Consider the following 13475-nt stretch of genomic DNA (forward strand, 5'->3'; position numbering starts at 1 on the left):
GGGGGGGGGGGGGGGGGGGGGGGGGGGGGGCGGCGCCCCCCCCCCCCCCCCCGCCCCCCGCCCCCCGCCCCCCCGCCCCCGGGGGGCCCGGCGCGCCGGCGCCCCCCGCCCCCCCGGGGGCCCCCCCCCGGGGGGGGCGCCTCGTCCGTCGCGCCGTGCACCGTGCTCGCCGGGACCGGAGCACCGTCCGCCGCCCCGGTCCCTGCCCGCCCCGGTCCCCGCGGGCCGGGCCCGGCCCGCGCGCCGGAGTCAGTCCGAGGAGAGGGTGAGCCCCGAGCTCGCGACGATCTCCTGGAGGGCGGCGACGTGCGCCCGGTAGGCCCGCCGACCCTGGGCCGAGAGCTTGAGCCAGGTGCGCGGACGCTTACCCACGTACCCCTTGCGGACGTCGACGTAGCCGGCGGCCTCCAGGGCGGCGGCGTGCTTGGACAGCACCGAGTCGCTCACCCCCACCTGGTCACGGACGAACCCGAACTCCGCCTCCTCCGCGGCGGCCAGCAGCGAGACGATCCGCAACCTGGCGGGCGCGTGGATGACGGGATCGAGCTCGCTCACCGGCCATCCCCCGCCCTCTCCACCCTGGCCGCGAGCCGGCGCGATATCCAGCGGCCGACGAACGGCCCGGTGGCGGCCATGAACACCGTCATCGTCAGGCACCCGTAGGTGCCGGAGTAGGCGACCCCGGCGGCCTCCAGCGGGAAGGTGACGGCGAACGCCACGCCCATGCTCACCATCACCCAGAGCACGAACCCGGTCAGGCTCGCCGACTCCAGGAGACTCCGGTGGGCGCGCATCCGGGCGGTGAGGGCCAGCTTCAGCACCAGCCCCACCAGGGCGATCGTGAGCACGACGACACCGCCGATCGTCACCGCCGGCTCGGTGCCCGGCTCGGAGACGAACACGATCCCGGTGCAGAACAGGGCCACGCCGACCGGGTACCAGGCCGGGAACCAGGGTTCGGCGAGCAGGGCGCGCGCCTGGGTGGTGCGGACGTCGGCCAGCGTGCGTGCGGCGTCCTCGGGGGAGATGCTCATCGGGCTCCTCGCTCTCTTTCTGGTATGGAAAGTACTTTTCACTTTCCAAACTGTCAAGTACTTTTCATTCCGACTGATCAGGACGGAACGGCAGATGACACCAGGCTTGCCGCATTAAGGTCGAGAGCGTGAACGAGGTCCCACGTCAGCGGCGCCGTGCATGGCCGGCGCTGCTCGTGGCGTCCGTGCTGACGCTGTTCTGCGCGGTCGTGGCCGGGGTGGCGGCCAGCGCAGCGGGGGCGGAGCTCACCCGCGGCCCGACCCGGGCGGAGCTCGACCGGGCGGCCCTGGACGAGGTGGCCAGGCGCTGGCGGGCATGGCCCGCGGGGCGGATCTTCCCCTCGACCGTCCGCTACGCCGCCGAGCAGGGCGGTGAGGAGCGGGCCCGCCGGGTCGGCATCTCCTCGCAGACCCGCTGCGACACCGCGGTCGACGCCGGGCTGCGCGGGCCGCTGCGGCGCGCGGGCTGCCTGGGCGTCCTGCGCGCCACCTACATCGACGCCCTGCAGGGGGTGGTCGTCACCGTGGGCGTGGCGGCCTTCACCGACGAGATCGGCGCCGCCCGGGTGAAGGCGGCGCTGCCCGGCGGGGGACGGCCCTCGCCCGGCCTGAGGGCGCTGGCCTTCCGCGGTACCGTCACCGACCGCTTCGCCTCGGCCGGGCGCCAGGCGAGCGTCGTCCGCCACGCCGGGCCGTACGTGGTGATGGCCACGGCGGGGCAGACCGACGGCCGTCCCGCCAAGGCGGTCGGCGCGCAGCGTCCCACCCTCTTCGCGTTCACCGGCGACATCGCCGACCACATCCTCGCGGGCCTGTCCACGCCCGCCCGCCCCGACTGCGGCTCCGCGGAGTGGCGGTGCTGAGCGCGCCCCGGGCGGCGAGGACGCCGGCGGCACCGGTCCCGAAGGCCCCGAAGGCCCTGGCGGCCCTCGCGGCCCTGGCGGCGCTGGTGTCGGTGGCGCCGGTGCCGGCCGCGCTGGCCGACGATGTCCGCGACAGCCAGCGGCAGGTGCTGCGCACCCTCGGCCTGCCCGCCGCGTGGCGGATCTCCGAGGGCGAGGGCGTCACCGTGGCCGTGCTCGACTCCGGGGTGGACCTCTCCCACCGCGACCTGATCGGCTCGGTCGTCGAGGGCAGGGACTTCACGGTGGGGGCCAACCCGTCGTGGGTCAGGCCCCTGCGGCTGCACGGCACCTACATGGCGTCGCTCATCGCCGGCCACGGTCACGGGCCCGGCGGGGCCGACGGGGTGATCGGGGTCGCGCCCGAGGCCAGGGTGCTGTCGGTCCGGGTCATCCTGGAGGACGAGGAGCCCGGTTTCCACGAGTTCAACACCGCCCAGCGCTACGAGAACGTGGTGGCCAAGGGCATCCGGTACGCCGTGGACCACGGCGCCGACGTGATCAACATGTCGATCTCCAAGGACCTGGCGACCAGGCAGGAGCGGTCGGCGATCCGTTACGCGATCTCCAAGGGGGTCGTGCTCGTCGCGGCGGCGGGCAACGAGGGCGCCGTGAAGCCCGCCGACGGCGGCCACGCCCCCTACTCCTACCCGGCGGCCTTCCCCGGGGTGGTCTCGGTGGCGGCGGCCGACCGGGGACTGCGCAGGGCCTCGTTCTCCAACCGCAACCCCTCGGTCCTGGTGGCGGCGCCCGGGGTGGACATCCTCGGCGCCGGTCCGGGCGACGAGTACTGGGTCGGCCGCGGCACCTCGCAGGCCACCGCGCTGGTCTCGGGCGTCGCGGCCCTCATCAAGAGCAAGTACCCGAAGATGTCGCCCGGGCTGGTCGTGCAGGCCATCACCGCAGGGGTCACCCGGCGGCCGGACGGCGGCTACGACACCGGCATGGGCTTCGGCGTGGTCAACGCCGGCCGCGCCCTGGCCGCGGCGGGGCGGATCTCCGGGCACACCCTCACCGCGAAGGGGGCCGGCGGGCACGATCCCGCCCGCCCGCTGGGCCCGCCCGCCGAGCCGGTGCGCGTCGTCCACCGCGACCGCGGCAGGATCACCCTGTACGGCGGGGTGGCCGTCGCGGCCGGGCTCGGCGCGGCCGCCTCCCTGGCCGGGATCGCGGTGTCCGTGGGCCGTAGGCGCTCGTCGAGGGCCCTGGACGGGCCGGTGCGCGATCCGGTCGCCCTGCCGCCGCGCGCGTGATCCATCGCGCAAAGCCCAGGGGTCTCCGTGGCGCACGGACGTTCACCGCGCCGGGCCGAGGGGCCTCCGTGGCGCACGGGCGATTCACCGCGCCGGGCCTGGAGCCGCCGTGCCGGGCGGGCGGTGGAAGCGGGGCCGTGAAAATGCCCGGTGCCGATAGGGCCTGGAGGCCCCGCGACGTAGCATCGGAGTATGTCGCAGCCAGGGCGGTCCCAGGAGCCGGAGCGGCGCCAGGGAGTCACCGCCCCCCGCGCTCGCGGGGGCTGGCCACCGTCCGGTTCCCGGGTGAGCGCCACGGGGTCGGGCCGGGCCGCGCGGGCGAGGACGCCGGGCACACCGGGCGGCACGGGCGGCACGGGCGGCACGGGCGGCACGGGCGGCACGGCCAGGCGGTCCCGGGTGCGGAACTGGCCCGCGACACGCCGCGACCGCGCGGCGATCCAGCGCGCCGAGCTGGCCGACCTGGAACGGGGCATCCGGTTCCGTACGATCTTCCTGATCCTGATCGGCACGATCCTCGCGGTCGCCGCGACCAACGTGCTGACCGGCACGGTCGGGCTGGTGCGCGAGACGAGGTCGCGCCCGCTGACCGCCGCCGAGCAGGACCGCTACATCAGGGACGACATCGCCGCCCGCTGGCACACCTGGTCGGCGGACCTGGTCTTTCCCGTCGAGCTGGAGTACGTCGGCCTGGGCCGGGTGCAGCAGTACGCCCGCAGGATCGGGCTGGCCCCCGAGGTCTCCTGCGCGGCGGGCACGGACGCGCCGGTCGGCTCGGTGCTCACCGAGTACGGCTGCCGCACGCTGCTGCGCGCCACCTACACCGACCAGACGTCCACCTTCGTCTTCACCGTGGGCGTCGCCGTGCTCGGCGACGAGGACCGCAGGATCGCCGCGTCCGCGCAGCTGGCCGTGGACGACCGGGTGGGGGTGCGCCCGGTGGCCTTCCCGGGCACCGCGAGCGAGCTGTTCGGGGCCGCGCAACGCCAGCGGAACGCCTGGACCGGTGTCGGCCCCTACCTCGTCCTCTCCACCGCCGGGTACGCCGACGGCCGCACCCGCCGGGCGGTCGCGTCCGAGGAGATCCTGCACAGCGAGCTGTGGCCCGCCGCCCAGGCGGTCGCCGGGCGCATCGCCCGTTCCCTCGGCGACGAGCCCAGCGCCGTGCCCCAGTGCACCCAGGGGAACGTGTGCTGAGGCCGTCCCGGCGCCGGGACGCGGGAGCACCGGCCGCGCCCTCCCCGCCTCCCCCGCTGTCGGCGTCCTCGGCGTCCTCGGCGTTCCCGGCGCTGTCCGCGTTCTTCGCGCTGGTCGTGGTGATCGCGCCGGCGGTGTCCCCGCCTCCGGCATGGGCCGCCTCCCCCATGCCCGCCGCCCTCTCCGCACCCGCCGCCTTCTCCGCCCCCGGCACGCTCTCGACACCCGCTGCCCTCCTGGCACCCGGTGCTCTCCTGGCGCCCGGTGCGCCGGACGTGCCCGGTGCGCCCGGTGCGCCCGGTGCGCCGAGCGTGCCAGGGGCGTCCCCGCGAGGTGCCGCTCCGCCGGACGGCGCCGCCGACGCCCGCGAGGACCAGCGCTGGGTGCTGGAGATGCTCGACGCCGAGGAGGCGTGGAAGGTCACCCGGGGCGCGGGCGTCACCGTGGCCCTGGTGGACAGCGGGGTGGACGACCAGGTCGCCGAGCTGCGCGGACGGGTGACGTCCGGCCCGGACATGGGATCGGTCGAGTTCGACCGGAACCGGCCGCAGGACGCGCGGCACGGCACGGCCATGGCCTCGCTCATCGCCGGGAGCGGCAGGGGCGGGGCCGCCGGGAGCGGCGAAGGGGACGAGGGGACGGGCGGCCTGCTGGGAGTCGCCCCCGAGGCCCGGATCCTCTCGCTGCCGCTGATCGTCGAGGACCGGCCGGAGGACGGCTCCCCGCTGCGGGACGAGGACCTGCGCTCGCGCGAGGACAGCCCCCTGGCCCGTGCGATCCGCTACGCCGCCGACCACGGCGCCCAGGTCGTCAGCATGTCGCTGGGGGCCTACGGGGCGCAGCGGAGCGAGCGGGAGGCCGTGTCGTACGCGCTCTCCAAGGGGGTGGTGCTGGTCGCGGCCGTGGGCAACGACGGCGACACCCCCTACGCCCTGAAGGAGGGCACGTCCTACTGGAACTTCCCGGCCGGCTACTCCGGGGTCATCGGCGTGAGCGCGGTGGACGAGCTGGGCAGGCCGGCGGAGTTCAGCAGCGACAACCTGTCGGTCCAGGTCGCGGCGCCGGGGGTGGGCGTCCCGGTGGTCCTGCCCGGCGGGGGGTACGGCTCCTCGGAGGGGACCAGTTCCTCGACCGCCCTGGTGGCCGGGGTCGCCGCACTGATAAAAGCGAAATATCCGGATATCACCCCGCGGTTGGTGGCGCGGGCCATCACCGACACGGCCACGTCCCGCCCGACGGCGGGCTACGACGACCACGTCGGGTTCGGCGTGGTCAACGCGGCCGCGGCCCTGGCCGAGGCGGGCCGGCTGACGGCGGGCGCGGTCCGGGTGCCGCTCCCGGTCCCCGACGGCATGCGGTTCGGGGAGGGCGTGCCGGCCGCCGGGCCCACCAGGCCGGGCCCCGAGCCCGCCCGGCTCTGGTCGTACGGGACGGGCCTGGCCGCCGGGCTGCTGGCGTTCGCCGGGGCCGTGGTGATGCTCAACCGGCGCCCGGACCGGCGCGGGCCGACCCCGCCGGGAGCCGTGGGAGCGGGCCGGGCGGGCCGGGCGGGGACGGGACGGCAGTGGCGCCGAAGGTCGCGGACGTGAGCGTTTTCGACGTCGTTTCGACTGCGTTTTGGACACCGTTCGGATGCGGTAACCCTGATGTCTGAATTCCCACCCCGGAATGTCGGCGGCGTTCGCTAGTGTCGCGCACCATGGGGTACGAGTTGCGTGTGGAGCGCCCTGCGCCTCTCGTGTTCGCGGAACTCGCGAGCGTGCTGGGGCAGGCGGGGTTCGAGTTCAGGGGGACGCAGGAGGCCGGAGAGGTGCTGGCCCGTCACGGCGACGCGGTCCATGTCGTCGCGGCGTGGAACGGCGCACTGTCGGGGGCCCCGGGGTCGGACTGGCAGGTGGCCCAGCTCGCGCGCGTCTCCGCGCTCCTGGGAGCGCGGCTGGTCGGCGAGGACGGCGAGTCCTACGCGATCCGCGACGGGATGGTCGAGCAGGTGAACGGCTCGGCGGTCTACGAGTTCGGGAAGCTCGACGAGATCCTTTCGGCCGGGCCGACCGTATGGAGCCGGTAGGCCACCCCACCCCGTACGCCGAGCGGGTGCTCGACCTGGTCGAGCGCATCCCGCCGGGCATGGTCATGTCCTACGGGGACATCGCCGAGTACCTGGGCGAGGGGGGCCCGCGCCAGGTCGGCAGGGTGATGTCCACCTGGGGCGGGGGAGTCCCCTGGTGGCGCGTGGTGCACGCGGACGGCACCCCCGCGCCCGGCCACGAGCGGCGCTGCCTGGAAAGCTGGGGCGCCGAACGGACCCCCCTGCGGGGCGCGCGCGTGGACATGCGCGCGGCCAGATGGGACGGGAAGCCATAGATCACGAATTCCTGTAAATCGCGCAAGCCCGTATTCCACGGCGTAACCGCCCGCGCCGGGGCGCACTACCATGGCCAAGGACAGCGCTCTGTCCGAAAGGCGGTGCTTTCCCCATGGCCACCGGTGCCACGCCCGTACGAGCAGCCAGCGGCGATCCCGTCGTTGACCGGCTGCGGGCTGTCCAGGATCTCTGCGACCGGGGCGAACCACTCGCCGCGATCATGGACGCCGTCCTGGCCGACGGGCTGAAACCGGAGGAACGCCGGCGCTTCGACGCCGACGCGCTGGCCGGGCCGCTGGGCACCCGCCTGGACATCGCGACCAAGCGCGGCGCCGCCCGGCGCCGTGACTTCGTCACCCTGGTCAAGCCGTACGTGACCGGCGTCGACGCGAAGGTCAAGCGCGAGCTCCCGGTCGCCCGCAGGATCGCCTTCCACCTGATCGAGCACCGCCCGGTGGACGAGCTCGCCGACGGCGAGGCGCTGCAGAAGCTGGTGGCCGCCGCCGCGGAGCCGTCCAAGCGCGTCCGCAAGAACCTGCGCTGGTACGCCGACCTGCCGCTCCAGGACGAGCTGCCCGAGGAGCTGTTCCGGCTGCGGGCCGCCGACCTGATCCCGATGACGCAGGTCGAGGACCTGTCCTGGTCCGGCGGGCGGCTGCGCGTCAGCGGGCACGCCTACCTGGCCGGGCTCTCGGTGCGCAGCCGCCGCTTCAACCGGGCCTCCGTGGTGCTGCGCGGCCCGCGCTGGCTGCCGCCGGTGCTGCTGCGCACCCGCAGGGTCTTCCACCCCGAGGCGACCCACGGGGCCGAGGAGGCCGGCTGCAACTACGACTGGTCCGGCTTCGTCGCCGAGATGAGCCCCTGGCCGCTGCGCTGGCGCTCGTCGGTGCGGGCGGTGGTCCGGGGCGGCAAGCGGCTGCTGCGCCGCCGCGAGACCGTGCAGGACACCACCACCTGGCGCGCCGAGATCGTGATCTGGAGCCGGGGCGCCCGTTCCGCCGGCCCGCTGCGCGGCCCCACCACCGGCCGTACCGAGCGGCCCGCGGGCCTGGACCTCGGCAGGGGCTGGTGGATCCGCCCGGTGTGGACCTCCGACCGCGCGCTGCAGGTCGTGCTCCAGCCCACCCGGGCCGAGCTGACCGAGGTGCGGCTGGAGGGCGAGCGCCTGGAGGTGGGCGTCTTCCTGCCGGGCAAGGAGGTGACCCGGGGCCAGGCCCGCCTGGACGGCCACCGGATCGCCGCCGACTTCACCCCCGTCGAGGGCGGCACCGCCGTCGTCGTGCCGCTCGCCGTCGACTCGCTGCTGCAGGAACGCGACGGCGGCCGGCTCTGGATCGAGCCCAAGGGCGATCCCGCGGCCTCCGTCATGATCGGCAAGGCGGAGGAGAGCCGCACGGTCGTCGGCGACCGGGAGATCACCGTCCTGCGCGACCGCCGCGACCGGGTGAGCGTCTCGGCCCACCGGATCCGCCCGGTCGTCACCTCGGCCGTCTGGGACGAGGCGGGCACGCTCACGCTGGAGGGCTCCTACCCCGGCTCCGGCGCGGCCGAGCTGACCCTCAAGCACCGTACCGGCCTGATCCACGCGATCCCGCTGGAGCGCGACGGCTCCCGTTTCACGGTGCGGTTCGCGCCCGCCGCGATGCCGAGGTTCGGCGACGCGGCCCCGCTGGGCAGCGGCACCTGGACCATGGCGGTCCGCGCCGGCAGGGGGAAGGGCCAGATCGTCCCGCTCCGCGTCGACCACGCGATCCTGGACGGGCTGGACGAGGAGGCGAAGATCCGTGACGGCCGCGAGTACCGCCTGATCTCCACCCGCTTCGACGTCCCGGTGCTCTCCGTCGCCGAGCACCTGCCCGACGACGAGAAGGGCGCGGGCGGCCTGTACGCGCTGCGCCGCGGCTTCTACCCCGCCCAGCGGGCCCGCGAGCTGACCGACGCGACCGTCTACGTCTCCTACGACGGGCGGCAGTACGAGGGCAACGTCCGCGCCGTCTACGAGGAGCGGGTGCGGCGCGGCGACGGCGGCGAGCACATCTGGGTGGTCAAGGACGGCGCGTTCGCGCCCCCCGGGCTCGCGGAGCTCGGAGGCGACGGCGCCGGGCCGACCGTGGTGCGCGCGGGCAGCCGCGAGCACTACGCGGCGCTGGCCCGCTCGCGGTACGTGGTGACCAACGGCTTCCTGCCCCCGTGGTTCCGGGCGCGCGACGACCAGACGGTCGTGCAGACCTGGCACGGCACGCCGCTCAAGCGGATGGGCAACGACCTGCCGCACATGTCGCGCGACCCGCGGCCCCCGGCCTGGCACCGCCAGGCCGCCGAGGTGCGCGGCTGGGACCTGCTGATCTCGCAGAGCCCGTGGGCGACCCCGGTGCTGCGCCGGGCCTTCGGCTACCAGGGCGAGGTGCTGGAGAGCGGCTACCCGCGCAACGACGTGCTGGTGGCCCCCGACCACGAGGAGCTGGCGGCGCGGATGCGCGCGCGGCTCGGCATCGCCGAGGACGCCACGGTGGTGCTGTACGCGCCGACCTACCGTGACTACGACCGCAGGAACGCCTCGATCCGCCTGGACCTGGCCGAGGCGCGCCGCGCGCTCGGCCCCGGGCACGAGTTCCTGATCAGGGCGCACTCGATGCAGGCGGCGCCGAACGTGCCCGCCGGCCTCGGACGCGACGTCACGACGTACCCGGACGTCACGGACCTGCTGCTGATCGCGGACGTGCTGATCACGGACTACTCGTCGATCATGGTGGACTTCGCGGCGACCGGCCGCCCGATGCTCTTCTTCACCCACGACCTGCAGCGCTACTCCTCCAAGCGGGGTCTCTACCTGGACCTGGCCGCCGAGGCGCCCGGCCCGCTGCTGTCCACCTCGGCCGAGGTCGTCGAGGCCCTGGGCTCCGTCGGCGAGGTCGCCGCCGCCCACGCCGAGCGCTACGAGCTCTTCCAGCGCACCTACGCGCCCCGCGACGACGGCAAGGCGACCGCCAGGCTCGTGGACCGCGTCTTCGTCTCCTGAGGCGGACCACCGGCGCGGCCCCGTCTGTGGGCGCGACGGCGGCCCCGACGGCGGCCCCGACGGCGGGCGCGGTGCCCGGTGGTCGCCGGTGAGCGGGCACTGACCCGCCCGGCGGGCTCCCGGGCACCGTTTTCTCGAACGGATTCCCGGGAGCCTCCCGCGCGGGCTCCCCGCGGCGTTCCCGCCCAGGTCCGGGCCGTTTCCCGAGGTCCTCCCCGTCCCGCACCCGCGTGCCGCCCGCCACGCCCGGCGCGCGATCCGCCATGCCGTACCCGCCGACTCGGCACGATCATCGTCCGGGATCTGGTGGAATGGCGAGTTGTGAGTGGTCGGGACTGGCGGCTGGTACGTCGTGAGGATGCAGGGAAGGCTGTTGCCCCTGTGCTCGACGAGCACCAGCGGGCGGTGGTGACGCACGGGGGCGGCCCGCTCCTCGTGCTCGCGGGCCCCGGCACGGGCAAGACCACCACGATCGTGGAGAGCGTGGTCGACCGGATCGAGCGCCGGGGCGTCGACCCCGAGCGGGTGATCGTCCTCACCTTCGGCCGCAAGGCCGCCGAGGAGCTGCGCGAGCGCATCACCGCCCGGCTGCGCCGCACCACCCGCACCCCGCTGGCCCTCACCTTCCACAGCTACGCCTACGCCCTGCTCCGCCGCGAGGCCCTGCTCGCCGGGAAGCTGCCGCCGCGCCTGCTGACCGGCCCCGAGCAGCTCCTGGAGATCCGCCGTCTGCTCCACGGCGAGCTGGAGGACGGCGCCGCGCACTGGCCGCAGGACATGCACGAGGCCCTCAAGACCCGGGGCTTCGCCGGGGAGCTGCGCGACTTCCTGGCCCGCGCCGCCGAACGCGGCCTCGACGGGCCCGAGCTGGTCGCGCTGGGCCGCCGCCACGGCCGCCCCGACTGGGTGGCCGCCGGCGCCTTCTCCGGCCGCTACCAGGCCAGGTTCGACCTCGACGTCGAACCGGTGCTCGACTACGCCGAGCTGATCCGCGCCGCCGGGGCGCTGCTCGCCGACCCCGACGTGCGGGCCCGCGAGCGGTCGGCGTACGACGCCGTCTTCGTCGACGAGTACCAGGACACCGACCCGGCCCAGGAGTTCCTGCTCCGGCAGCTCGCCGGGGAGGGGCGCGACCTGGTCGTGGTCGGCGACCCGGACCAGTCGATCTACGGGTTCCGCGGCGCCGACGTGCGGGGGATCATGAACTTCCCCGACCGCTTCCGCGACGCCACCGGGGAGAAGGCGCCCGTCGTCGCGCTGCGCGTCTGCCGCCGCAGCGGCGCCGAGCTGCTCCGGGCCACCCGGCGGGTCACCGCCCGGCTGCCCGCGACCCCCGGCGGGGCCGCCCACCGCGACCTGCGCGCCCTGCCCGAGGCCGTCCCTGGCGACGTGAAGGTGCTCGTGGCCGACGGCACCCCCCAGGAGGCGGCGATCGTGGCCGACACGCTCCGCCGGGCGCACCTGCTCGACGGCGTCCCCTGGTCGCGGATGGCGGTGCTGGTGCGTTCCGCCACGCGCCAGGTGCCGCTGCTGCGCCGCGCCCTGGTCACCGCGGGGGTGCCGGTCATGGTCACCGGCGGCGAGGTGCCGCCGTTCCAGGAGCCGGGGGTACGGCCGCTGGTCAGGCTCATCCAGGTGGCGCTGCACCCGGAGACCCTGGACGAGGGGCTGGCCGAGGAACTGCTGACCGGCGCGCTCGGCGGCACGGACATGATCGGCGTGCGTCGGCTGCGCCGCGCCCTGCGGGTCGCCGAGCACGAGGCACTGGCCCACCTCGCCGTACCGGCCGACGGGAACGAGACCGGGAACAAGACCGGGGACGGGTCCGCCGACGACGGCGAGACGACGACGCGGGCTCCGGCGGGCGGAGACGCCGCCGAGACGGCCGAGGAAACGGCGGACGGGGCGGACGGGGCGGACGGGGCGGACGGGGTGACCGACCTCCCCGTCGAGCGTGAGCCCGCCGGGCCGCGTTCCTCGGGCGAGCTGCTGGTGGCGGCGCTCAAGGACGCGCGCGAGCTGGTGCGGGTCGAGCCGCACGTGGCCGCGCCCGCCGAGCGGGTCGCCGGGCTGATCTCCGCCGCCACCGAGGCCGTACGGCGCGGCGGCACCGCAGAGGACGTGCTGTGGGCCGTCTGGCAGGCCACCGGGCTCGCCTCCCGGTGGACCGAGACCAGCCTGCGGGGCGGTGTCAGGGGCGCCATGGCCGACCGCGACCTGGACGCCGTGGTGGCGCTCTTCGACCAGGCCGCCCGGTTCGTCGACCGCCTCCCGCACGCCGGGGTGGACGTGTTCGTCGAGGACCTCGTCGCCCAGGAGATCCCCGGCGACTCCCTGGCCGAGCGGGCCCCCGACGGCGACACGGTCCGCATCATGACCGCGCACCGCTCCAAGGGCCTGGAGTGGGACGTGGTGGTCGTCGCCGGCGTACAGGAGGGGGCCTGGCCGGACCTGCGGCTGCGCGGCTCCATCCTGAGCACCGACGACATGGTCGCCAGGGCCGAGGGCTCCGAGCACGAGAACCCGGCGGCCGTCCACGCCGCCCTCGCCTCCCAGATGCTCGCCGAGGAGCGCCGCCTGTTCTACGTGGCCGCGACCCGGGCCAGAAGACGGCTCGTCGTCACCGCGGTGGGCGGCGACGACACCGAGGAGCGGCCCTCGCGCTTCCTGACCGAGCTGGTGCCCGGCTCCACCGACGACAACGGCGTGGACGAGCGCTCGCGCTGGCTGAGCATGTCCGCGCTGGTGGCCGACCTGCGCTCGGCGGTCGCCGACTCCACCCGGCCGGAACCGCTGCGCAGGTCCGCCGCCGCGCACCTGGCCAGGCTCGCCGCCGCCGGGGTGCCCGGCGCCCACCCCAACGACTGGTACGCCCTGACCCCCCTGTCCGACGACCGCCCGCTGAGCTGGCCCGACGACATCGTGCGCGTCTCGCCCTCGGCGGTGGAGAGTTTCAGCAAGTGCGGCCTGCGCTGGCTGCTGGAGACCTCGGTCGGCGCGGGCGGCACCGACGTGGCCCGCGGCCTGGGCACGGTCGTGCACGCGCTGGCCGTGCTCGCCGCGACCGGCATGCCCACCGAGGAAACCCTCGGCAAGCGCCTGGACGACGTCTGGCACGAGCTCGACTTCGGCGGCGTCTGGTACAACCGCAAGCAGCGCAGGGTCGCCGAGGAGATGATCTCCAAGTTCGTCCGCTGGCACCAGGAGAACCCCCGCGAGCTGGTCGGCGTGGAGGAGGCGTTCACCGCCATGGTGTCGGAGGGCGTGCAGATCAAGGGCCGGGTCGACCGGGTCGAGCGCGACGACGAGGGCCGAGCGGTGATCGTCGACATCAAGACCGGCAAGAACGGCGCCAAGGACGCCGACCTGGAGCGCCACCCCCAGCTCGGGGTGTACCAGCTCGCCGCGCTGCTGGGCGCGTTCCAGCGGCACGGCATGTCCGAGCCGGGCGGTGCCGCCCTGGTCCAGGTGGGCGACGCCGCGGGCAGGAAGGGTGCCAAGGAGCAGGCGCAGCCACCCCTGTCGGAGGACACCGACCCCGGCTGGGCCCGCGACATGGTCGAGGACGTCGCGACCGGCATGACGGGGCCCTCCTTCCAGGCGAAGGCCAACGACGGCTGCCGTACCTGTGCCGTGCGGTCGAGCTGCCCGGTCAGCAAGAACGGGGACCAGGTGTGCTGAGTCCCGCCGACCGTCGCGGGGGCG

At 75.4% G+C, this 13475-nt stretch carries 10 protein-coding genes; 8 read left to right on the forward strand and 2 right to left on the reverse strand.

What is annotated here, in order from left to right:
- Positions 1-249 precede the first annotated feature (249 nt).
- Positions 250-555: a winged helix-turn-helix domain-containing protein gene (locus ACLQ2R_RS28635; RefSeq protein ID WP_386243853.1), complete on the reverse strand. Its 306-nt coding sequence runs from the start codon at positions 553-555 to the stop codon at positions 250-252.
- A complete protein-coding gene (locus tag ACLQ2R_RS28640; protein ID WP_425963905.1) occupies positions 552-1034 on the reverse strand; it encodes a hypothetical protein in 483 nt (160 codons plus the stop codon). The genes ACLQ2R_RS28635 and ACLQ2R_RS28640 overlap by 4 nt, the downstream gene beginning before the upstream one ends.
- 128 nt (positions 1035-1162) lie before the next feature.
- Here ACLQ2R_RS28640 and ACLQ2R_RS28645 point away from each other — a divergent pair, with 128 nt between their 5' ends.
- The 8 genes from ACLQ2R_RS28645 to ACLQ2R_RS28680 all read left to right on the forward strand — a co-directional run bounded on the left by ACLQ2R_RS28645 (position 1163) and on the right by ACLQ2R_RS28680 (position 13451).
- Positions 1163-1897, forward strand: a complete 735-nt coding sequence (locus ACLQ2R_RS28645) for a hypothetical protein (RefSeq protein ID WP_425963907.1) — start codon at positions 1163-1165, stop codon at positions 1895-1897.
- Positions 1891-3189: a S8 family serine peptidase gene (locus ACLQ2R_RS28650; protein ID WP_425963909.1), complete on the forward strand. Its 1299-nt coding sequence runs from the start codon at positions 1891-1893 to the stop codon at positions 3187-3189. The genes ACLQ2R_RS28645 and ACLQ2R_RS28650 overlap by 7 nt, the downstream gene beginning before the upstream one ends.
- 285 nt (positions 3190-3474) lie before the next feature.
- Positions 3475-4386, forward strand: coding sequence for a hypothetical protein (locus tag ACLQ2R_RS28655; protein ID WP_425963911.1), 912 nt, complete (start codon positions 3475-3477; stop codon positions 4384-4386).
- A complete protein-coding gene (locus ACLQ2R_RS28660) occupies positions 4380-5975 on the forward strand; it encodes a S8 family peptidase (protein ID WP_425963912.1) in 1596 nt (531 codons plus the stop codon). The genes ACLQ2R_RS28655 and ACLQ2R_RS28660 overlap by 7 nt, the downstream gene beginning before the upstream one ends.
- A gap of 128 nt (positions 5976-6103) precedes the next feature.
- Positions 6104-6454 (forward strand): hypothetical protein, encoded by a 351-nt coding sequence (locus ACLQ2R_RS28665; RefSeq protein ID WP_425963913.1) that lies wholly within the window; start codon positions 6104-6106, stop codon positions 6452-6454.
- On the forward strand, positions 6442-6750 hold the full coding sequence (locus ACLQ2R_RS28670) for an MGMT family protein (RefSeq protein WP_425963914.1): 309 nt from the start codon (positions 6442-6444) through the stop codon (positions 6748-6750). The genes ACLQ2R_RS28665 and ACLQ2R_RS28670 overlap by 13 nt, the downstream gene beginning before the upstream one ends.
- A gap of 113 nt (positions 6751-6863) precedes the next feature.
- On the forward strand, positions 6864-9770 hold the full coding sequence (locus ACLQ2R_RS28675; protein WP_425963915.1) for a CDP-glycerol glycerophosphotransferase family protein: 2907 nt from the start codon (positions 6864-6866) through the stop codon (positions 9768-9770).
- A 381-nt stretch (positions 9771-10151) separates the two neighbouring features.
- Positions 10152-13451, forward strand: a complete 3300-nt coding sequence (locus ACLQ2R_RS28680) for an ATP-dependent helicase (protein WP_425963917.1) — start codon at positions 10152-10154, stop codon at positions 13449-13451.
- The last annotated feature ends 24 nt before the right edge of the window (positions 13452-13475 follow it).

This window comes from Streptosporangium sp. DT93, assembly GCF_049844535.1.
Taxonomy (GTDB): domain Bacteria; phylum Actinomycetota; class Actinomycetes; order Streptosporangiales; family Streptosporangiaceae; genus Streptosporangium.

Excerpts from the sequence above, each read along its gene's own strand:
- ACLQ2R_RS28640 (WP_425963905.1), bottom strand. The coding sequence starts at position 1,034 with ATGAGCATCTCCCCCGAGGACGCCGCACGCACGCTGGCCGACGTCCGC.
- ACLQ2R_RS28670 (WP_425963914.1), top strand. The coding sequence starts at position 6,442 with ATGGAGCCGGTAGGCCACCCCACCCCGTACGCCGAGCGGGTGCTCGAC.
- ACLQ2R_RS28675 (WP_425963915.1), top strand. The coding sequence starts at position 6,864 with ATGGCCACCGGTGCCACGCCCGTACGAGCAGCCAGCGGCGATCCCGTC.